At 39.4% G+C, this 23,990-nt stretch carries 12 protein-coding genes and 1 pseudogene; 4 read left to right on the plus strand and 9 right to left on the minus strand.

Annotated features, from left to right (window positions below; all coding sequences use genetic code 11):
- Positions 1-329: 329 nt before the first annotated feature.
- Together DZC72_RS06130 and DZC72_RS06135 are read right to left on the minus strand one after the other, a co-directional pair.
- On the minus strand, positions 330-3,032 hold the full coding sequence (locus DZC72_RS06130) for a DUF5695 domain-containing protein (RefSeq protein WP_243641660.1): 2,703 nt from the start codon (positions 3,030-3,032) through the stop codon (positions 330-332).
- 93 nt (positions 3,033-3,125) lie between these two features.
- Positions 3,126-6,206 (minus strand): beta-L-arabinofuranosidase domain-containing protein, encoded by a 3,081-nt coding sequence (locus DZC72_RS06135; protein ID WP_125221969.1) that lies wholly within the window; start codon positions 6,204-6,206, stop codon positions 3,126-3,128.
- A gap of 493 nt (positions 6,207-6,699) precedes the next feature.
- Here DZC72_RS06135 and DZC72_RS06140 point away from each other — a divergent pair, with 493 nt between their 5' ends.
- A complete protein-coding gene (locus tag DZC72_RS06140) occupies positions 6,700-7,542 on the plus strand; it encodes an AraC family transcriptional regulator (RefSeq protein WP_125221970.1) in 843 nt (280 codons plus the stop codon).
- A gap of 142 nt (positions 7,543-7,684) precedes the next feature.
- Here the strand turns inward: DZC72_RS06140 and DZC72_RS06145 are convergent, their stop codons facing one another.
- Both DZC72_RS06145 and DZC72_RS06150 read right to left on the minus strand, forming a co-directional pair.
- On the minus strand, positions 7,685-9,283 hold the full coding sequence (locus DZC72_RS06145) for a RagB/SusD family nutrient uptake outer membrane protein (protein WP_125221971.1): 1,599 nt from the start codon (positions 9,281-9,283) through the stop codon (positions 7,685-7,687).
- Positions 9,284-9,294: 11 nt separating this feature from the next.
- Positions 9,295-12,288: a SusC/RagA family TonB-linked outer membrane protein gene (locus DZC72_RS06150; RefSeq protein WP_125221972.1), complete on the minus strand. Its 2,994-nt coding sequence runs from the start codon at positions 12,286-12,288 to the stop codon at positions 9,295-9,297.
- Between the two features lie 317 nt (positions 12,289-12,605).
- Between DZC72_RS06150 and DZC72_RS18065 the strand changes: the two are divergent.
- Positions 12,606-12,749: pseudogene (locus DZC72_RS18065) on the plus strand (thiolase family protein); the annotation flags it as partial.
- Positions 12,744-13,175: a thiolase family protein gene (locus DZC72_RS17955; RefSeq protein ID WP_243641699.1), complete on the plus strand. Its 432-nt coding sequence runs from the start codon at positions 12,744-12,746 to the stop codon at positions 13,173-13,175. The pseudogene DZC72_RS18065 and the gene DZC72_RS17955, both read left to right, overlap by 6 nt.
- Positions 13,176-13,221: 46 nt before the next feature.
- Here the strand turns inward: DZC72_RS17955 and DZC72_RS06160 are convergent, their stop codons facing one another.
- Entirely contained in the window at positions 13,222-14,538 is a 1,317-nt protein-coding gene (locus tag DZC72_RS06160) for a sugar porter family MFS transporter (RefSeq protein WP_125221974.1), read from the minus strand.
- A gap of 104 nt (positions 14,539-14,642) precedes the next feature.
- Here DZC72_RS06160 and DZC72_RS06165 point away from each other — a divergent pair, with 104 nt between their 5' ends.
- Entirely contained in the window at positions 14,643-15,353 is a 711-nt protein-coding gene (locus DZC72_RS06165; protein ID WP_125221975.1) for an SDR family oxidoreductase, read from the plus strand.
- Between the two features lies 1 nt (position 15,354).
- On the opposite strand, the gene DZC72_RS06170 is transcribed toward DZC72_RS06165, so the two are convergent.
- From DZC72_RS06170 to DZC72_RS06185, 4 genes are all read right to left on the minus strand, one after another.
- A complete protein-coding gene (locus DZC72_RS06170; RefSeq protein WP_125221976.1) occupies positions 15,355-18,093 on the minus strand; it encodes a PD-(D/E)XK nuclease family protein in 2,739 nt (912 codons plus the stop codon).
- A gap of 76 nt (positions 18,094-18,169) precedes the next feature.
- Entirely contained in the window at positions 18,170-19,510 is a 1,341-nt protein-coding gene (locus tag DZC72_RS06175) for an OmpA family protein (protein ID WP_125221977.1), read from the minus strand.
- A 112-nt stretch (positions 19,511-19,622) separates the two neighbouring features.
- Positions 19,623-20,816: a glycine C-acetyltransferase gene (kbl, locus tag DZC72_RS06180; RefSeq protein WP_125221978.1), complete on the minus strand. Its 1,194-nt coding sequence runs from the start codon at positions 20,814-20,816 to the stop codon at positions 19,623-19,625.
- Between the two features lies 1 nt (position 20,817).
- A complete protein-coding gene (locus DZC72_RS06185; RefSeq protein WP_125221979.1) occupies positions 20,818-23,919 on the minus strand; it encodes a UvrD-helicase domain-containing protein in 3,102 nt (1,033 codons plus the stop codon).
- Between the last annotated feature and the right edge of the window lie 71 nt (positions 23,920-23,990).

Below are 23,990 nucleotides of genomic sequence, written 5' to 3' on the forward strand. Positions count from 1 at the left end.
CTACGTGTATCCAATGATAGTTTTATATTCGTATTCAAGAAACTAAAGGTAAAAAAAATTTGCACACAGTTTGCACGCAAATACTTGGTTTCATTTGAATTCAAAAGAGATTAAAATACTGATGTTCAATTAAATATACATTATTTTATATCGCTTTGATATCCTAATCCTATTTCTGGCAGACAAGAGTTCACCGGTTCGAATCCGGTATTCTCCACAGAAAAGGCTTCCAAATATGGAAGCCTTTTTTTATGCGTAGAGGTTTGGACCTTAACCTTATGGTTCAATAATAGATGATTTTATCTTGGGCAAAAGTGCACAATTGCTTTTTACAACGTAATTTCTTTTACAGTATCATCCAATTCAATTTCATAGGCTCCTCTAACCTTTTTATAGGGTAGAACTATACTGTCATCTATCCGCAAATAAGCCTTTGGCGTATGTTCGGTTTTTGGGTCCAAAACCAGAGTGACTTTTTCAGTTGAAGTATCATATGTTATTTTATTGATGCTTCCCGCATCCAGAGTCATCCATAGTTTTTTGGGAGTAAGATATATTTTGGATTTAGCCGCTGTAGTAGGTATCACTTCAATGGCAGTTCCTTTTTGTGAAACATTGCCCCCAAAGGCCAACCAGCCCAATTCGTCGTTATTGGTTATGTAGGTTGCCGAGTTAACCGCATATCCATAGAAGCCGGAACCATAATCACCGGATATTCCATCTATTTTTAATGATGAAGGATATGAATGGAATGCGGCCGGTCCAAATCCGTCTTGGGTAATATTTGAAATACTTCCCATAAGCCCTCCATACCCCACTTTGAGCAAATAAAAATCTGGAGTTTTTCGGTATTGCTTAAGCACCGGTATGGCATTAATACCAGAGCCATAATGATGTATTTGGCGTTCTACCCTTGAGGTTTCCCCGGCCTTGCCACCATAAAGAAAATCCCAATATCTCCTGGCATTACCGTTATAGGCCCAATGTGGCATGGTAGGCATATAGGCCAGTATGGCATTTAAGGTAATATTGGCCTTATGTTCATAACCAAAATAGTCTGTCCAGGTATAGACTTCCTCCTGCCCTGTGGAATCCCATGGCATTTCACTGCCAAAAGGATAGTCAAGCGCTTTCCAATGGTCTGCGCGTTCTTTCATTCTTGCTTCTAGGTCAGTAGCCATTTCATCATAGTTTTCATTCTGCAGATCTTTAAGGATCGATAGGAACACGGAACCTTCCATTTGTCCAAATTGGGCATAGTAGGGGGCCTGTTCCATCATAGCTATGGTGGTATGGTACGCATTTTTCAGATACCAATCCCAATTTTTATTATCTACCAGTCCGTTATGATATCGTGCCAAGCGGTACATGACCCAATACGATGCGGCTACATGCGGATAATTAAAAGATCTACCACGATCATTGGCGTGCTTATGGTCCCAAGCTGCCCAGGTGGTATAATCAATATTTTTGTCATAAGTACCTTTTGGCAATGAATCCGGTTCATAATAAAAAAGGCTTTTTTTGACCCCATATTTGTACGGTCCTTCGCTATATTGAATGTTTCCCCATAGCACATGGTCTATAAATTCCTGAAGTTTTTGAATTTCTGTTCTGTTAGGTTGTACCAATTGTTTCATAATTGCCGCAAGCCAACTTCCCGCACCACCTTCATCACTAAGACCACTGATCCACACCCTGCCGTCTTGGGTAACCTGTTCCTTTTTTTCATAGTCATAGGAGATGGGTGATGGACTTCTGCCAAAAGGATCGTTGGGGTTATCATACCATTGCTCTGTGGTCAAAAAATTTCCAAAATCCTTAATGACTTCCGCTTCAGGCTTAATGACCTTATAGTTAACGGTCTGTTCAACACCGTTGTTATAGCTAATGGTCAACCTTGCCCTTCCCCATTTTTTACCGGAGACGAGGTACTTTTTTAAGCCGGTTGTAGTAGTACCGTCTTCCTTAATTTTCAATGCATTTTTTGGATAAACATCAAAAGACTTAATCTCACTTTTATAATTCACGTAAAGATGTGCCTTTACATCCATTGGGATTACATAACCAGGTACGCCTACAACAACGGGTCTTTCTTCCTTGATCAACGTTTCCTGAATATGCTTAACACCTTTGGACAGGACAAACTTTAAGGAATAATTTTTAGTGGTATTGGGTTGTAGTACTACAGATGTTGGTTTGTTCCATTGTTCTACGCCTTGCCATTCATTTTCCGCATAGGCCTTGCTATGTGCCATCCATTCATGAAAACCTTCAAATACAATGCTTTTTCTTGTGGGATCGTCCAATAGAGGACGGTATGCCTCAAAGGCCATGTGTTCTTTTGGTATGACCAATAAGGCAGGCCCTTTTCCACTTAGCCTTTTTACCTCTAAATATCCTGCATCCTTGCCAATATATGGATCAAAAAAAACATTTTGCTTATGGGCCTCAGTCAATGATTTACCTTCTAGAATATTGTTAAAAATCATGGGTACACCCAAAGCACCTATCTCTATTGGCGTATCCTGCATATTTGTAATTTCAAAACGCATGACCAATTGCCCTTTATCCAATTCATAGAAACGTTTTATGGAAACGGGTATATCCTTAGGTAGGGTATTGGCCAAATCTGCAGCTGCCAGCACACTATCCTTTATTGCCAGTGGGGTGACCGGAGCTCTATTGCTGGCCGTTGAATATGTTTTCCAATGGCCAGATGAAGTCTTGATCCTTAGATTGATATCCCCTAAATGGTAAAGGCTGTCCTTGTCCCTTACTTCCAACCTTTCGCCTGGGGTGTAGTCAAATGATAACTCGTCCATTGGTCTCAATGCCGCTACGGTTTGCGAAGCTTTTACCAATTTCAGCTGAAATTCTGGTGTGTTATGTTTTTGGAACACCTCCGCAACCCCTAATGTAGGCTCCCTATGCTCTACGTTGCTCCAATAGCTTTTTTGAGCGGATAGTTTACATGAGACAATTAAAACTAGTCCTGTTAATAGCCAAAATTTTGTGTGCATCTTATTCATGGTAATTGTCTTTCATTATTGCCCTAAGGCATGGATATATTGTTTAATAGGAAAAATTGATTTATGTAATTGGGCCTCATCTTACAATAGGTTTTATTTTAGCGAAACATCCAGATAAACGGAATGTCGGCCATAAGTTTCATAAAAGGGTTTAAAGACCGTACCGTTAATGGTAAATTCCAATTTTTTTGGGTCTCCTTTTATGGTCTTGCCTAAATCTTTCAAATCCAAGGTCACTTTTCTCCATTCTTTACTGGGCTCGGATTCCTGTGCGGCCAAAAGGATAGGTCCATAAAATAGACTTGCAATATTCTGTTGATCCATAATGGGCGATAAGTGAAATTGAAAAGGCATCTGTAATTCTATGATATCACCGTTTTTCCATTTGCGGTTAAGGGTAAGATAGCTGCCAGGGGTAGCCTCTACTTTTAGGGGTTTACCGTTTATATGAACAAAGAAACCCTTGGTTGCCCAATATGGCACCCTTACATTCAGGTCAAAATTACCCTTGCCGGTTACGGTCAACCGTGTTCTGTCCTCATGTGGAAAATTGGTAGCTTGTTGTATACTGATATTTTTTTCGGTCCAGTCTAGTGTTGAAGGCACATAAAGATTTACATACAGCGCTTGGTTGTCCACGCTTCTAAAGTAAATGGAGTTTTGAAGTTTGGTATTGCTTTCCAATGCTGTGCCGTTGCAACAGGTAAAGCCCTTCATGTGGGGGTTTCCAAAGTGCTTTACGGAACTTGGCCTTAAGGGTACATGATATGTATTTGCAGGACTGTCCTCTGCCACAGAAGCCAAAATATGATTGTAAAGTCCGCGTTCATAATAATCCATTAGTTCTGCCCTATGGTCAAAAAGAAATAGGTTTCGGGATAACTTTAACATGTTATAGGTTGCACAGGTTTCATTTTGTCCACCGGAGGACAATCCATTTTCATATAAGGTGGCCGGTTCTCCTATGAAGCATTCGGCGTTGGTGGGGTTTCGTGCTCCTGCGACCCCACCAATACTATACATATAATCATTGGTTGTTTTATACCAAAAATTATCTGCCACTTGGTAGTATTTATGATCGTTGGATGCTTGGTAAGTGGTCAATGCACCCATTATTTGGGGAATATGTTGGTTGGCGTGCAAACCGCGGAAAGTGTCTACATTTTTAGTGATTCCGTGGGTGTGTTCGGCATCGCCATAGAACATTTTTATATTATCGAACAATTGGGCAGTTTCTAAATAGCGGCTGTCGTTCGTAAGCTTGTATAGCCTGGCCATTGCTTCGTTCATACCACCATACTCACCGGCTATATAGGTGTTCCACATTTTAATAAGGGTTGCTTTCGGCAATTTACTTAGACGGGTATGAATCCAATTTCCCATTCCCTTGGTAATTTCAAGTGCTTTTTGGTTACCACTTATCTCATATACATCCATTAAACCGGCAAGTATCTTATGCAAGGTGTAATATGGGGCCCATATTTGTGTGTCGTTGGTACCATAGGTAGCACCTTTTTCCAACATGATAAATTGATCTGGTGGATAAGCGCTAATAAAGCCTCTTCCCCAATTCCAATAATCGGTACGTATACTGGTTTCGCGTATATCGGAATCGTACGCCGTCTTTCCGGGACCAAAGGGCACTTCGTTGGGATCCGCTACAAATGCTCCTCCGTTTTCCTTGGGTTGACCGGACATTTGGGAAAGTTTAAACAGCGTATTCACCATATATTCCATTTTACGGCCAAAATTGTTTTGTAATTCCTTATCGTAACCGGTGCTTGCATAGGCTTGGGCAATTGCCGTAAGGTAATGCCCGGTGGCATGCCCCCTCAATTTAGTTTCTTGACTGTCCCAAACACCAAGAGGTTCGGCACCACTAGGTTGGGCTATTCCAAATGCGTTTCTAAACATATAGAGAAAGGCATCTGGATCGGTCTGTGCCAATGTGGATATAAATTTGTCCCTGTTTTCTATGAACTTGGTATCGTTACCCGCCAAGTCTTTGGTCAGGGAAACCTGTTCCAAGGTAAAGGAGGCCAACCGTTGATCAGGGCGTTTAATTTCCATGTTTTCTTTTACGGTTACCGTGGCCTTTGCTTTTAGCGGTGATCCCGGTATATTTCCTAGTATTTGATAGGTGCCAGGGCTTAGCACTTGTGCATTATCTTTAGGGGCTGGCCAGAGAATGCGTACTGCCGGCCCCTGTATATTATTGGTATATGTGCCCTTAACAAAACGGGGCAATCGTGGTAAGTGTCCCACCTGGGTGGTTACCTGAACATCTTCTATATTTTGTAAATAGGCGTTGTATAACTGCGGAACAGTATCGGGAAATTTTTGAAGGTCATCTTCGCTATCTTTTTTAGGTTTATTATTGGATGTTTCTGAGTTACCGGCACTCTCATAAATTCTTGAAACTTGTTTATGGCTTAAGGGAATGCGGTAGATTCTAAAATCATGTAACAGGCCAAAAAGGTAAGAATCATTGCCCGTTATTGATTTACCGATATATAATTTATTTTTTTGGTTGGATGCTTGAGCAAATAACTGTTCCAAGGCCACTGTTACATCATTGGCCGTATCCACAAGCTCACCATTTAGGTAGGTGCTAATTGCTTTTGATGGGGTGTTGATAACCATCGCTATATGGTACCATTGACCCGTTTCAAAAGCTTTTGACCCTATTCTGTACGAATGGCCGTTGCTTGTGTTGAGCACATTTTGTAACCCTTCCGTATCCATAGTGCCCATTGGTGCCAGATACATACGGGATGCATTGTTCTTACCAAAATCAAAGAAAAATTGACCTAATTTGTTCGTATGTAGCTTTACCCATCCGGTAATACTAAGGGATTCTTCTTGCAAAATGGCGTCGTGGGGCAGGGAAATAAAGTTTTTACCACTTTTGTTCAATGATAGTACCTTGCCAAATGTTTCGTCATGAACAAAAGAAGCGCCCGATCCTTCTATGGAGGCATGTAAATTGTTCCTGGACCAATCTTTTGCATCGCCATTAAAGAGATAACGTGCTATGAGTCCGGTTTCACCTATTCCGTCCAAAATTTGGTTGCCGTCCTGTGCAGAAGTTAAAAAAGAGGACAGGAATGAGACTACACTTAAAAAATAAATGATTGTACGGGTATATATCATTTTGTCAATTTCAATTTTCATGATAGCCTTGCCTAAAGGTTTTTTTTATATCTAATAGCTTGTAAAATTGACCTGAACGGGATTCATACAAGCGGTAAATTAGGTTTTATATACAGCTAGATTATTTCTTTGGCGTAGCCATATCAAGTACTAATTGTATGAAGCATAATAAATAAATGTATAAAATGCACTTATTTGTTTTTTATAAAGCCACAAAGAATAATCTAGAATAAAACTATTGATATTCTTACGCCTTTTAATAATCCATATTAACAGATACTGATACTATATTATCCTTAAACTGGAAATGTCAAATAAAAAAGTGAATTTTGAATAGAATTCAATTTTATGGTCCATATTTGATCCGTATAGGGAACCTTATGGATTATGAGGATATTGGTATGATAACATATCTAAAATATATCTGTAGCGTATACCATTGGTAGTGTTTACTTGATGATGTTGACGATAAGATCGGAATCTATCTAGAGTTGATTAACTTAATATTTAAATATTGAAAGTTTTACCGTTTAAAATTCCTAAACCTAGAAATGAAGCCCTTGTTTACCAAGTGGATAGGGAAGAGGCATTTTATGACCAACTGCATCAACATGGAGAAATACAGATAAGTTATATTCCCCAAGGCGAAGGTACTTTGATAGTCGGAGATTCAATAAATGAATACAAAGCGCACGATATTCTAGTCATTGGGGGCTTTGTGCCCCACGTTTTTAAGAGCGATACGGTTGCTTCTCCCAGATCGGAAATGCATACGCTCTTTTTTGACTTACATTCCTTTGGGAAGGATTTTTTTGAAATTGCGGACCTTTCGCTGACCAAAGAATTTTTTAAAAAATCTGAGTTGGGCATGAGGGTGCTTAGCAATACACAACAGATTATAGGAGAATTCCATAAACTAGCTTCCCAGAACAAAGTGGAACAGATAGCTACGTTGCTAACGATTATCAGTCTTGTAACAAAATCGAAAACGGCTTCCTTATCTTCTTTTGTCTATAAAAAATCTTTTTCCGATGATGAGGGAAAACGAATGAACAATGTGTACAAATATGCAATGGAACAGTATAGCGAGCCTATTAGTCTGGAAGAAATTTCAACTGTGGCCAACATGAGCCGCAATGCATTTTGTCGCTATTTTAAGAAGCGAACCAATAAAACATTTTTTCAATTTTTAATTGAAATAAGGATAGAGAATGCTTGTAAGCTAATTGTAAACAAACCAGAACTATCCATCTCATTGGTTTCCGAAGAATGTGGGTTCAATAACATTGCTAACTTCAACAGAAAGTTCAAGGAACTAAAGGGGTGTTCCCCAACGCAGTATCGCACACGGTTCTAAGAGGACAACCCAGGCATGAATTGTATTTTTTGTCTCAAGGGTGCAAAGTTCCTTTTCAAGGATGCCAAAAAAAAGCGAACGGTATACCGTTCGCTTTCCTGACTTAAACTAACCAACTCAAACAAATAAATTATTATATTTTTTAATATCCAGGGTTTTGGCTTAGGTTAGAATTGGTATTCAATTCTTCCAAACCAATTGGGAATATGGTGGTATAGTCTCCTTTTGGAGTATGGTTATACCAACTTTTGGTTTGGTATACCCCAAATCTTATCAAGTCTGTTCTCCTTCTGGCCTCACCGGCAAATTCCCATCCCAGTTCATCCAAAAAACGTCCGTAAGGTACGGTTGCTTGGTCTCCGGCATCGGCTATAGTGCCGTCCTCTGCCAAGGTTCCATATTGTACCGTTGTGTCCCCTTCCAGTTCTGCACCCGTTACGGTTGCATCGGCAAGGTCGTCAAATGAACGTGCACGTACTTGGGTGACAATTGATGCAGCCTCATCACTACTGCCCGTCCTAAGCAATGCCTCTGCTTTCATCATCAACACATCGGTATACCTTAAAAACGGAAAATCTACGCTAAGGCCCCCGGTAGCACCAGGTTCTATCTCATACTTGCCACATCTAAAACCATCTGTAAAATCACAATCGTAAATACTGGGCATTTCCTTTACCAATGTCATGACCACGCTACCATCAGAGGCACTTAACTGATCGCCCATTAACCAAGTATCGGACAAACGTTTATCGGTCGGGGAATAGCTATCAATGAATTGTGGGTTACAGCTAGAACCGCCCCAAGGTTGTGCTTGCATACCAAAGACCAGTCTGTGGTCCGGAAGTAACATCTTCATATGGGCGTTCCATTGTCCCGCAAATATTTGATCGTAGGGAATGGCAAAGACCAATTCGCTATTGCTCTCATTATCGGTACTAAAAATATCGGAATAACTTTCGGACAATTGGAAAGCGCCACTGTCTATTATTTCGTTGCATGCATCTATGACCTTGTCCCAATTAGTAGTACCTGCATATACTTCCGAGTTTAGGTAAACCCTTGCCAGTACATGATAAGCGGCCCATTTGGTCATACGGCCATAGGTACTGGTATCCACTGTTTCGGTAAGGCTAGGGATAACTTCCGTCAGCTCACTTACAATAAAGTTGTATACTTCTTCACGTGAGCTTTGAACGGGCAGGTCGTCCCCATAACTGGCTATGATGGGCACGTTGCCGTGAGAATCTACCAACATAGAATAGTATAGTGCCCTTAGGGCCCTCATTTCAGAAATAATGGAAGTAGCCTGCTCTGCACTAACCGGCAGTTGTTCTGATTCTATTTGTAAAATTACCCTGTTGGCGCTATTGATACCGTTAAAACAGTTGATCCATGTATTTCTAGGCTGCCATTGTGTTGAACTCCATTCATGAAAATGCATTCTTTTATAGGTGCCGCCATCGTCCCAACCGTTAGGTCGTGTAGGGGTAATGAACATATCGGCTGGTTCTTCCTGTAGGTCAAACCAACCTTGCCAGCCCATTACATAGCGCATTGGGGTATAGGCCGATGCCATGACCGATACTATATCAGATTCCGAGGGAACAAATGATGATTCCGTCACTTCTGAGAATACTTCCTCCTCCAAATCGGTACACCCTATGGGTACAAACAATGCACAAACCGCTAGGATCGATATTTTAGTTTTAAGTGTAGCCACTTTGTTTCTTATATTTTTCATAGTCGTTTAGTTTAGAATGTAAAATTGATACCTAGGGAAAAAGTTGTAATAGATGGGTATTTGTCCCGTTCATCATTACCGGGAGCCAATCCTTCCCTATTCACTTCGGGGTCAATACCCTTGTAGTCCGTAATGGTGGCCAAGTTCAGGCCAGAAGCATAGATCCGGAAGGTTTCTGCAAATTTAATGGCATCTTTCGGTAAGGTGTACCCGAGGGTAACGTTATCTATTTTAAGAAAATCGCCATCCTCTACATAGTAGCTTACAAAACGCTGCACATCTTGTAGTTCTGTCTTACCATAGACAAGATCATAGGCAGAATCCAAGGTATTGTAACTAACGGTTGGGTTTTCATAGAACATACGCGAAAAGTTGAGTATTTGATAATCCAGGGCACCCCTTAAGTTTAACATCAAATCCCAATTTTTGTAGCTAAGGGTATTGTTCCAGCTATAGTAGGCTTTTGGTAATCCGTTCCCTAAAACTTGTCGGTCGTCCGTAGTAGCTTCGGTAGCAGGTACCAGTGACCCGTCCGGTCGTTCAATGATCCAAATGCCGTCATCTGTTATGTCCACACTTTTAAGGCCAAAGAAATTACCTATAGGTTGCCCTTCCTGAACCCTATGGGTGCTTATTTGTATAGGCTCACCGGTATATCCTTGATCAAAGAAATCGTTGGTCAATTGAAAGGCGTCATTGGAAAGTGAAACAATTTCGTTGGTATTGGTTGAATAGGTCAGGTTTGCCGTCCAATTAAAATTTTCCGTTTGTACCGGAGTAACGTTCAACAAGAATTCAAGCCCCGTATTTTTTATCTCTGCAACGTTGGCCGCAATGGTTCCAAAAAAGTATGGAGGTGTTGGCACGCTATAATTGAACAAGGCATCTTTAGTGGTTCTATTATAATAATCGATAGATCCGTTTATACGACCGTCAAGAATGCCAAAATCAAGACCAACGTTGAACTCTTCCTTCTTTTCCCATCTCAAATCTGGGTTTGCGTTTCGTGATGGCACCAACTCCCTTACCCATTGCCCATTGTTCAAAAAGTAAGATCCATAGGTTAGGCCACTCAATGCTTGATAATTGGCACCGGCATTAATACCCGTTACCCCAAAACCGGTTCTTAATTTAAGATTTGATAACCAGTCCCAATCTTCTGCAAAGGATTCTTGATCTATACGCCAACCCAATGAAATACCCGGAAAATTACCCCATTTGTTATCCTCGCCAAAGCGAGACGAACCTTCACGCCGTATACTTGCCATTAGAAGATAACGGTCATCATAGTTATAGGTTACCCTAGAAAAGAATGCAATCAACTTATCCGAGTTTTTGTAGCTCCCCATGCCAGCTTCTCCCAATTGCAAACCTTGTCCACTTCCTAAATTGTTATACGTAAACCCATCTGTAGGGAAACGACGATTGGTGGCATAGAAACCTTCATTGGTATTATCCTCATAATTATAACCCACCAAACCGGTCACTTTATGTTTTCCAAAGGTATTGTCATAATCTAAGGTAAATTGGCCGTAGTTGCCCACATAGTCATCCGTACCTCTAGACGCATATCCTTCTTGTCCGTTCTTTGTAGTGGAAACATGGTTTTTGGTTTGATAAAAGCCGCGAATGTTAGACTCACCTTTACGGGTATATAGCCCTTTAAGGGTAACATGATCGCCAAAATCATAGCTTAATGAAAAATCAAACCTAGTATTCCTTAGTTTGTTTTCCCCAATTGTTTCTTCAATGTAACCTACAGGGTTATCATAGAAATATACATCCCTTTCGTACCAATTGCCGTCCACGTCCCGTACCGGTTCCGTAGGGTTTCTAATAACGGCCTGTCTATAGATGTAAGGGTTAAAGCTAGTGCCGTCTCCTAAGGCATTGTACATTTGTTCACTTAATATAATACCCACATTGGCCTTTAATCGGTTATCGAACATGGCATGGTTGCCACTTACCCTTGCCGTATATTTTTCGCTATTGGATTTTAGAAAAATACCTTCTAGGTCACGATAGTTCAAGGATGCGGTCATATTAGAAGTAGCGTTACCACCCCTAAAGATGAGATTGTGTACTTGACTATAGGCATCTCGTGTTATTTCATCCACCCAATCTGTATTGGAGCCAAAATCCTCCAAATTTGCCCCGTTGAATGTGTAACCTTCGTCAAATTTCTGCCTTAGTTCGTCCGCATTTAAAAAGTTCAACCTATTTGCTATGCTCGAGATAGACATGTAACCATTGTATTCTATGGTAGACTTCATGTCATTGTTTCCTTTTTTCGTTGTAATTATAATTACCCCATTGGTACCACGGGTTCCGTAAATGGCCGTTGCGGAACCATCTTTCAACACATCTATAGAAGCAATATCTTCCGGTGCCACTGTATTCAGGCTTCCGGGAACGCCGTCAACCAATACTAAAGGATTTGTGCCCCCTAGAATAGAGGAAGTACCCCTTAAGCTAATCTGTGTTCCTTCGGTTGGATCTCCAGAAGGAGCAGATACGGATAAGCCGGCTACCTTACCCTGTATAAGTTGTGCGGCATCCTTAACATTGCCCTGTACAAAATCTTCTGATTTGACCGTAGCGACGGAGCTGGTTACATCTGCACGTTTTTGTGTTCCATAGCCTATTACTACAACCTCAGAAAGTTGTTCCAAATCTTCTTGTAGTACTACGTTTACGGTAGATGAATTTGCAGGGATTTCGGTAGTTTTAAAACCCAAATACGAAAAAACCAATATGGCATCTGCTTTAGTAGTGGTCATCGTATAATCTCCATCAAAATCAGATACCACACCGTTTGTGGTGTTTTTTTCCATAACGGTAGCCCCGGAGATCGGTATACCTTGCTGATCTGTGATAGTTCCGGAAACTTCCTGCTGGGCAAGGGCCACCTGAACAATCAAAAAGCAAAGGCTGGATAACAGTGGTCTTTTTGTGAGACAATTTGGTCCCCAAAGAATTTTTGGTAGTAATTTGATCATCTTCATAATACGTTGTTGTTTGGATTGTTTGTTGTAAAATGCGTTATATTCTAACGTAAGAATTACGAAAAATTTATTAAACGTATATTTTACACTTGTAAACTTAATTATTATATCAACTGTACTTTTTTATATAATTATCCTGTTCTTATACTATATTATCCATATGGGGATTTAATAGAATTGGAAAGGATAAAATGAACCATTTTATTAATAAAATATATGAGAAGTGGATTTATAAAGAAAACTCAGAATTAGGGGGGCAAAATGAATTTCTAGGGGAAGCGATTTGTCTGGTTAAAATTCCATAACGAAAAGGAGACCCCATTATCGTAAGTCAAGATGAATTCATAAGACCGAGTATAACGGTAGAAAAATTAGCCACTTTAAGAACCGTTTTCAAAAAAGATGGAACGGTAACTACAGGTAATGCATCAGGATTAAATGATAGTGTGGCAGCAATGTTAGTTGTTTCAGATGATGCCTTGATAAATTACAATCTCACGCCAAAAGCTAGAATAGTAGCTTCAGCTGTATTGGGTGTAGAACCAAAAATAATGGATATTGGTCCTGTGTACGCCACAAGAAAAGTCTTTGCAAAAGCAGGCTTGGAATTAAAGGACATGGATGTACTGGAATTTAACGAGGCCTTTTCCGCTAAAGCACTAGCCTGTATACGAGAGTTAGGTTTAGCAGATGATGACCCAAGAATAAACCCTAACGGCGGAGCAATCGCTATCGGTCATCCTTTAGGAATGTCCGGCACAAGAATACTTCAAGAGGCATCTAACGAATTAATTCGCTCCGGAGGAAAATACGATTTGGCTACCATGTGTGTTGGTGTAGGCATGGGGTATGCCACTCTTATTCAACGTATATTATACAGCATATAAAGTGCATATTCATTACTTTTATAATTGAGTATGCGCTTTTTTTGAATTATTTTCCGCTAAGTTTTTTACTTAATTCTTCTAAAGAAACCCCTTTTGTCTCCGGCATCATGAAATGTACCCAAACCAATTGTAAAACCATCATAAACGCAAAGAAAAGGAATACGGTACCTGCGCCAATGGTTGAGAACAGGAACGGTACTGCCGCCGGAATGGCCGCAGCCAATATCCAGTGTACGGAACTACCAAACGCTTGACCGCTACCCCTTAAATGATTGGGGAATATTTCCGAAATAAAGACCCAAATGACACTGCCCTGGCCAATAGCGTGCGAGGCTATGAACACGAACAAAAATATAGGAACGGCCATACCCTGCCATTCAAAGAAAAATGCACAGGCTACAAGGGATAACGATACAATATAGCCAAGAGAACCAATATACATTAATTGCTTACGTCCTAACCTATCTATTAAATTGATGCCCAATAAGGTAAATAGCATGTTGGTTACCCCAATACCCACACTACTCAATAAAGCTGTACTTTCACCAAGACCGGCCTCCTCAAATATTCTTGGGGCGTAGTATAAAAACGCGTTGATACCAGAAACCTGGTTAAAAAATGCAATAAGAAAAGCCAATATCAACGGAAAACGATATTTCTTCATAAAAATGGATTCTCCAACTTCCGTTTCATTGTCATCTTGCTGTATAAGTCTGATCGCTTCATCAACATCTTGATCAGGATTGACCATTTTCAATACCTTACGTGCCTCATCGGTTCGTCCTTGGGTTATCAACCAACGGGGACTTTTGGGTACGGTCAAAACAAACAACGTATAGATTATGGCCGGAATGCCTTCTACACCAACCATCCATCTCCAAGAGTTTTCGCCCAATCCGCTAAGCATATAGTTAGAAAGAAATGCGATAAGAATACCGAATACCAAACTGAATTGATAAAACCCAACTAATTTTCCACGGCTATTGGCAGGAGAAATTTCAGAAATGTAGGCAGGTGCTGCAATGGTTGAAACCCCAACACCAATACCTCCAATAAACCTAAAAATGGCAAAGGTTATTGGGTCATTAGCCAAGGCAGAGCCAATGGCGGAAACACTGAATAGGATACCGATCCAAATTAATGTATTTTTTCTTCCAAATTTATTGGTGGGTATTCCTGCAAACAATGCACCAAGAACAGTACCCCAAAGGGCACTCGAAATAACCACCCAACCATGAAAGGAGTCAGAGCTATCCCAAAGCACCTGTAATTTTTTATCGGCACCAGAAATAACGACCGTATCGAAACCAAATAGAAACCCTGCCAACGCAGCGGTTATGGACCATAGTACAATTTTGTTCATTTCTCCAAAATTTAAAACTTTTAAATATAGTAAATCAAAACCGTTAAATGTTTACCCATATCCGCTACTTTAAAGCAAATAGATTTATAATTTTGTAAAAAAAAATGAAAGACTTAAAAAGCAAGGTGGTTTATATCACCGGAGGTACAAAAGGAATTGGATTGGGAGTTGCCAAAACACTATTGGACGCAGGGATGAGAGTGGCCATTAGCGGTAGGTCAAATACCAGTGTAGAAGAGGGCATCAAAAGCCTTGACAGTAATCGAGCATTTGGCATTGTTTCCGATGTTTGCACTATTGAGGATGAAGTGAATGCCGTAAAAAAAGTTGTTGAGAAATGGGGGCAATTGGATATTGTACTCGCAAATGCTGGTGTTGGCAATTTTGCCCCTATTGATGAAATGACTGATGAACAGTGGCATCAAATGATCGACACCAATCTTAATGGGGTATTTCACACCTTAAAGGCCTCTGTCGAGGAACTTAAAAAGACCAAGGGATATTACATGACATTGGCCAGTTTGGCAGGAACCAATTTTTTTGCATCCGGGGCAGGATATAATGCTTCCAAGTTTGGGGTGGTTGGTTTTACACAGGCGGCTATGTTAGATTTGAGGAAATATGATATAAAGGTTACAACTATAATGCCAGGTTCCGTGGCAACACATTTCAACAACCATGTCCCTGATGATTCCGATGCTTGGAAGATACAACCGGAGGACATAGGGCAACTTGTGTTGGATCTATTAAAAATGCATCCAAGGACGTTGCCCAGTAAAATTGAGGTACGGCCTACGAGACCCGATAAAAAGTAAGCTATATTTCCTTTTCCAGGAAAGGAATAGTTGGATTTAGGATTTCTTCCATTAAACCATACAGTAATTTTTCAAACTCCAGCATAACTTCCCTGTCTATGACAGGGTTCTTTTTTGTGTCACGGGGAGACGTTTTTTTGTAAAAAAGCATCAATCCCTCTTTCAAATTCTTTATACTGAATATTCCCGCATTTATTGCCTCCGTAGGCATTTGGTTAAGGAACATATAGGAATAGCAGAGTAATTGAAAGGCCTTGCTGTAGTCATAGGATTCGGTGAGATTTTGCCAATCGATTATTTCAAGGTGTCGTTTTTCTACTTTTCCGGTTTTATAGTCGATAATTCGGGTCACACCGTCACAAATATCTATCCGGTCAAGTTTTCCCTTAAGTATTACTGGTTTGTTTGAATTGGGCAGGACTATTTCAATATTAAGTTTCTTTTCCAAACCGATAATTTTTGTGCTGTGCGTCTTAAGCTCTTCAATTTCATTATTTAAAAAATTCTCGATGTAGCGTACCACAACATTATAGGCAATTAGGTTTTTGCCACTAACGTAGGCACCGTCCAGGTAGGTTTTCTGAAAATTTTTATGCACGATTGCTTTTATGGATTCCTTTGATTGGATAAGTTGTTCACGCTCTATTTCTTTATTTAAAAAAGGGATGTAAAGTTCCTCAAGCGTATCATGAATTACGGTACCCATCGTATTGGCAGCAATATTCTCTTCAACATCTTCCGTTTCATTGATGCCTAATAGATTCTGTTTGTAAAAATCGATAGGATTTCGAATGTAATTACTTAGTGAGCTGGGGGAAAAGCCCTTACTGGCATATTGGTCCAAAAGGTCAATAAGCTTTTGACTCTTATGTATTGTTTTTGGACGATTGTCTAGTTCCTGAATTTTTGGTGTCGCTATTTTTTCAGTGATGTCCGTTCTGTTTTCATCCGTAAGCAATTGGGTAATCAGTCTACTTTTTTCCCCACCTTCTAGAACATCCGGTTCCGTATTATAGATCAAATAAATATTCTTTGCCCTTTGTAAAAGGCGATAAAAGTGATATGTATATACGGCATCCTTTTCCTTAAAGGTGGGTAGCCCGAATTCATTTTTTAAATCGAATGGTATGAAGGAGTTGTTCGATTTCCCTGATGGTAGTATTCCTTCATTGACCGAGGTGAGGATTACCGTTTCAAAATCCAGGTTCCTGCTTTCCAACATTCCCATGATTTGAAGTCCATCCATTGGGTCACCTTGAAAATCTAGCGTTTCGGACGAAATTAATTGACGAAAAAGGTTCTTTAAGCTTTTTAGGGAATTCATATATTTATATTCCACCATCAATTCTTTTATTTGGTTCAGAATTGTATGAATCTTAAAAAGTTGTTCAAGTGCTAAATAATCTTCTTTTTTTTCGAAAATCAATTTAAGATGTAGTATCAATGACGAACATTGTTCAACAAATAAGAGCGGTGATTCGTATTTAAAAAATAACTTTCCTAATGTTGGCTGAGAGTAATCAGGAAATTTTAAAAGTTCCTTATCCGAAATATAGATCCAATTTTTTTCATTAAGAAGTGATGTCAGTTCTCCCACCTCTAGTGTATCTTCTTGAAATAGAATTACCGTAAACGGATTGTTTAAAAGTGCCCTAAAGTCCTTATAGAACCATCCCTTGTTTGATTTTGTAAGATGAAGGTCAATTAGGTTCAAGAAATAAGAGGATAAGCCCGATAACTCCAATTTTTGTCCCATGGTAATATTAACGGAGTTGATTGTTCCCGGAATACTGTTCAAAAGGGGATTTAGTAGGGATTCGTCCCCTAGGACTACGGCTGTTTTTTGTAAGTGTTTGGGGTTTTCATTCTCTAATTCATGTAGAATTTTACCCACATATTTTGTTTGGGCTATGTTTTTTGGGGTACCAATAATATGTATACTTTTTAATTGGGTGTAATAATTACTTGTACCTCTTACTGGGTTTGACCTAAAATACTTCCAATTGGTTATGTGCTTTCTTAGAAATAGTCCGGCATCATGTAATTTGTCCTTAAGGAAGTAATCGTCGAGGTCCCAAAAGATTTTAGATTTAGGGTCGGTGAGAATTTCCTGAATTATGTTACTTTCTGCCGTATTCAGTGCGTTAAACCCTATAAAAACATGGGCTCTACCTTCTTTCTGTAAATAATTTGGCATCATCTCAGAGGCTTTTCTATATACAAGCCCCTGATGCCCCAATTGCCTTTCTAATAGATTTGAATTGAATGTTTGGTAAATATCATGTAACTGATTCCAAAAGTGGAGGTAATTTTTCATTAGTGAAGTCTTATCTTCTCGAAGTGACCAATGATTCAAGTTTTGAATTGCGGACAATCCAGAAAATAATTTTTTAGGATCAATAAGATACCTATCTATCTCATTAATATCCTGTAGTAAAGTTTGACCCCAGTTTAAATAGGATTCAAATGCTTCCTTTTCATAAGTTCCAACGTGGAGATAGGCTTTATATAATTCGAATAGTTGTTGTGTTTGTGAAGCATAGGTCAAACCAGCTATCTTTTCAATGAACCTTTCAATACTGTATATTTCTGGAGAAATTATGGTTTTACCTGCTTTCCTAGAAAGTATCTTTTTTAAAAATGTACCTGCTCTTTTACTTGGAAGTACATAGATACATTTTTCTATCTCAACTTTTTCGTTGTATAGTTCTTCAATAACCTCTTCGAGAAAGCTCAACATATTCATAAAATTAAAAAAGCTCCGCAATTGCGGAGCTTTTTATTTATTAAAACACTTAATGTTTTTATGGGCTAACTTATTTTACTAAGTTAATTTCTACCCTTCTATTTTGAGCTCTACCGGCAGCTGTATTATTAGTTGCTATTGGCTTGTCTTCACCATATCCTACAGCTGATAATCTGAACTCTTCAATTCCTTTGTCTACTAAAAATTCTTTTACAGAAAGAGCTCTTGACTCAGAAAGACTTTGGTTCAATTTAGCACTACCAACACTGTCAGTGTGTCCTTCTACAGTAAATTTGGCATTAGGATATTCGTTCAAAATTTGGATGATATCTACCATTACGGAAGTGGACTCAGCTTTGATGGAAGACTTACCAGTGTCGAACAAAATAGTTCTAGCGTAGTCGTTCAATTGCTTCTGAACTTCTTCTGTTACTTCTGGACATCCAGCGTTTGCGACAGTACCAGCAACTTCTGGACACTGATCATCTTTATCAAGAACGCTATCTCCATCAGAATCTGGCCATGGGCATCCTTTGTTTTCAGATGGACCTGCTTCATTTGGACATTCATCATCTTTATCGGCAACACCGTCACCATCAGCATCTGGACAACCAGCCAACGCTGCTAAGCCAGCCTCATTAGGACAAGCATCATCTTTATCGGCAACACCGTCACCATCAGCATCTGGACAACCATTCATTTCTTTGGAACCAGCTTCATTAGGACAGCTGTCTTTGCTATCTTCTATACCGTCACCATCAGAATCTGGGCATCCGTTGAACGCCTCTAGACCAGCAACTTCTGGACAAGCATCGTCTTTATCATATATTCCATCACCGTCAGTATCAGTACCTCCAAATTTAACAGAGATACCAGCTAAGTGTTGAAAATGTTTTACTCCGTAATCCTCGAATGCATGTTTGTACGTTGATTGCAAAGTTAGGCCAAGGTTTTCTGTAAACCAGAAATTAAGTCCCAAACCACCATTAACGGTACCGGCACCAATCTCATCAACCCAAGTATAACCACCACCTACTTCAATAAAAGGCTGGATTACGGTTTCTTTGGTCAGGTTATATTTTATTGTACCATCTATAGCATAGTGAGATAGATCATCAACGCTAACATCACCTAGTTTGCTGATTTTGTTTAAGGAACCTCTAGCTCCAATTGAAAAACCATCACCAATACTTTTAGATACTCCTATATAAGAAATAGAAGGAAGGATGTTCCAATGATCGTTAACGTTAAAGAATTCATTACCAAAAGAGCTTACGTCACCAGTTGGATATACATCGATGGCGTTTGCCCCGAACTGCACTTGCCAAGGATTATTCTCGTCTTGCGCTTGTATGTTGTTAAATCCTACTACAAGTAGGGCAACAACCAATAATTTGCTAAGATGTTTCATGTTCAAATTTTTAAGTTTAAGTGTTTATTAGCTGCAAATGTAAGTTGTTAAATATTATTAACAAAATCAATTTCTTGTTTTTTTGACTCATTTAATAGTATAAAACGCGCATTTAAACGACATTCAGCTCCTTGCCCACTTTAATAAATGCATTGATTGCCGTATCTAGATGTTCCTTCTCATGTGCCGCTGATAACTGAACCCTGATCCTGGCCTTCCCTTTTGGAACTACGGGATAGAAGAAGCCAATTACGTAAATGCCTTCCTTCAACAGTTTTTCCGCCATTTGTTGCGAAAGTTTTGCGTCATATAACATGACGGGAACAATTGCTGAATCCCCGTCTATAATGTCAAAGCCCGCTTTTTTCATGCCTAGTTTAAAATAATCGGTATTGGATTGAAGCTTATCCCTCAAAGAGGTGTCATTGGCCAACATGTCGAATACCTTAATGGATGCACCTACAATGGCTGGTGCAAGGGAATTCGAAAAAAGATAGGGTCTGGAGCGCTGCCTTAAAATCTCAATGATTTCCTTTTTGCCGGTTGTGTATCCACCCATTGCCCCTCCCAAGGCCTTTCCTAGAGTGCCCGTTATGATGTCGATTCTTCCCATTACATCTTTTTCCTCTAAGGTTCCAATCCCTTTGGGACCTATAAAGCCGGCAGCGTGGCATTCATCTATCATGACCATGGCATCGTATGCATCAGCCAAATCACAGATTTTATCCAATGGTGCTACCAAACCGTCCATGGAAAATACACCATCGGTAACAATAATTTTAAAACGAGATCCTTCTTGGTTGGCTTTTTTTAACTGCGATTCAAGGTCATCCATATCACTGTTGGCATATCTATATCTTTGCGCCTTGCACAATCTTACCCCGTCAATAATGGAGGCATGGTTTAAAGAATCTGATATGATGGCATCCTCCGGACCCAAAAGAGGTTCAAAGACTCCCCCATTCGCATCGAAAGCCGCTGCGTACAAAATTGTGTCCTCGGTACCATAGAATTCAGCTATTTTCCTTTCCAGCTCTTTATGGATATCCTGTGTTCCGCAGATAAACCTCACGGAAGACATCCCGAATCCATGGGAGTCCAAAGTGTCTTTGGCCGCCTTTATAACTTCTGGATGGGATGAAAGCCCCAAATAATTATTGGCGCAAAAATTAATGACCTCCTCGCCAGTGGAAATTTTGATTACCGCGTCCTGCGGGGAAACTATAATTCGTTCCTTTTTATAAAGTCCGTCTTCTTTTATTTGTTTTAGTTCCTCCTCTAAGTGTGCTTTTATTTTTCCGTACATGTTAAATAAATTCTACAATTATATTCTCGTTAATATAAGCAATGATTTTATTTTTTACCGTGTATCCCATGTCTTGATATGCATTTGCATAGGATTCCAATTGTTCTTTGTATTTAGGACTTTTTTGCCCTGTTTTATAGTCAATGATACTGATACTATTTCCCATGAGGACAACGCGGTCCGGTATTAAGATGGACCCGTTTGATAGTAGTAGTTCCTTTTCATTATAGGCGATGATATCCTCCCCATAAAACTTGTTCAGATCGGGATGACCTATTAGTTTAATCAGCGTTTCACGCACGTATTCAAAGGAAGACCCACTTATAACCCCTTTCTGTAAGGCCTTTTCCAAAGCAGGTCCCAAATCCTTTTTGGAGTAAACATGCTCTAGAATATGATGGTATATATTTCCTTGTTGCAAGGCGAGTTCCCTATCCGTATCCCAAAGCATTCCTGCCCTGGTGTTTATTTTGAAGGAATCACGTTCTTTGTAGGAATAAAGATAGGGAACCGTATTGGTAATACCATCACTAATTTGATGCCTTTTTGGCGGGTTCATTTTTCCAAATTCATACTCCAGTACACCTTGGTTCCAAAGACTTTTATCCATCAGATATTTTATAAAGAGTCCGGAATAGTTCTCGGGTTTATAATCCCCATCTTTCTTTAAGTCTTGACAACTGATGATGTACAGGGCGTTTACCCCTCTTGTTAGTGCAACATATAATAGGTTCAAAGCATCCAACTGAAGCCTTTGTTGCTCTTGCTCAAAAAGTCTGGTCCCAATTTCCCCGTAATTTTTGACCTCCTGCTTTTTGCTGATCAACAATTCATCAAACCCTAAAAATAGTTCAGGATCAACCGGTATCCAAAGCTTTGGGTCTATTTCCTCATATATGTTGGTGTTTGCATAGGGAAAAATGACCACTGGAAATTCCAACCCCTTGGATTTATGAATGGTCATGACCTGCACTGCCTTGGAATCCTCAGGTGCGCCAATACTCAAGGTTTTTGATTTAAGTTCCCAATTGTTCAATAAGGTTTGGGCATCCGTGCCGTACTGTTGTTCCATATCGAAGACGAAATCCATGAAAGACATAAGATGTGCATCAGATTCTTTCTCCAAATCAAAAACCTTAATGGCATGTTCCATGCAATCCAACAGTGACTGACCTTTGATCTTTTCGATATCAAACGTATACTCGGTACTTAAAAACTGTGGTAGCTCATTCAAGTGAAAATGGATAAAGTCATGCTTGTTCTCTTCTGAACCGGACAAATAATCCAGAATCCCATAATTGGTTGCCGGGTCATCTGATATTAAAATAAACCTGACCAATGAAATCAAAAACTGAACTTTAGGGCTGGTGGAGAGTAATAAGGAATCCGAAGATATGACCGGAACCTCTTTGTTCATTAAAAAATTGGTAAGGGAGACCCCATGTTTCTTTTTCCGAACCAAGATGCAAATATCCCCATATTGGAATCCGGCTTTTAATGAGTTTTCGATGGCTTGCAGAACATTTTCACCATAGGCTGTGTCCATCTCCTCCTGTAAAAAACTTAGTTTGATGTATCCACCTGGTTTATTGTTCGTTTCCTGTTGATTCCCTACCTTAAAAAACTCTTGATACGTTGGATTATCCAAAAGGCCGCCAACATTCTGGAAAAATTCATTGTTGAACCTGATGATTTCGTCTTGACTCCGATAATTTTTAGGCAATTGGTGAGTTTCCCCTTTAATTGTAAAGGGATGGCTTTTTTTTGTTGCGAGGTCCAAAAATTGCTCGGCGTGACCACCACGCCAACGATATATGGCCTGCTTGGCGTCCCCTACCAAGAACAAGGAGCCTGACCTTCCCTGGTCATCCGTACCTTCCAGGGCATTTGCTATTAAGGGAATTAAATTGTTCCACTGCATTTCAGACGTGTCCTGAAATTCGTCAATAAAATAGTGTTTGTATTTCTCGCCCAATCGCTCATAAATGAACGGGGCAGGTTGATTCTTAATTTCCTTTGAAATGATTTGGTTAAATTCTGAAATGGAAAGTTGGTCCTTCTCGGTTTGAATTTGCTTTAACTCCTGTTCAATAGTGTTTAAAATGGTCAGGGGAACAAGATTGCCGTAGATATTCTGAAGGAAATTAAGTTGATTAAGCTCATTTTTAATTCGCTCCATTTGGGAGTTAAATTCGGGATGAAGTTTGTCAATTATTAATTTTGCACATTCTCTAGTAGACTTATTATATGGCTTTTCATGTTTAAAGTTTTGCTTCCAACTCGCTTCAAAATTAACTTTAAAATTCCCAGCTGATAGTTGAAGCATGAATTTTGGGAAGTAGCTCGCTTTGAAATCTTTAAATTCTAATTTGTTTGATTTAATGAGTAGAAGGGCCGAATTTGATTCATTAGTAATAATTTTTTTAGAGCAATTGATTAAATCCAAAATCTTTTTTTGAAGTTGTACGAAGTCCGATGCTTTTTTACTGGATAAATTTTCTAGGTGAGTAAAATTATTTTCATCATTCAATAATTTGCCAATTTTAAAGAGATCATACTCAATGTCCCAACTTTTATCCTCATCTATTTTTTCCATGGCAAAATCCATTAGGATTTTGGTAAGTTCCGGGTCTTCACCAGCTTTTGACAAAACGCGGGCAACTGCTTCGGAAAGTAACAGGTCCATATCAAGGACCACTTCAAAATTCTGAGATATTTTTAAGTCTTTGGCAAAAGTCCTAATAACCCTGTGCGTAAACTTATCAATGGTTGAAACATCAAAAAAAGCATAATTGTGAAGTATTTCCTTTAAACGGAGCTTAGATAAATCCCGCAAAGCTTCCATACTTAAATCCAGATCATCCTTAAGTTCAAGAAAGAGCGGGGGGGCGCTATCCAAGGAACTGACCCTGGAGAATGAATCAAGGCTATCTAGAATTCTAAATTTCATTTCGTTCACCGCCTTATTGGTAAACGTAATGGCCAAAATTCTTTTAAAACTATATGGGCTGGAAAGAACAATTTTAAGATAGGCCTTTGAGAGCGCATAGGTCTTACCAGAACCCGCAGAGGCATTGTATATCCTAAACGTACTTTTTTGCACCTATTTTTATCCGCAAAATAAGGATAATGGAACAGTTCTTAACAAATAATTGGGTTAATATAAATGTTAAA

It is taken from the genome of Maribacter algicola, from assembly GCF_003933245.1.
GTDB lineage: Bacteria > Bacteroidota > Bacteroidia > Flavobacteriales > Flavobacteriaceae > Maribacter > Maribacter algicola.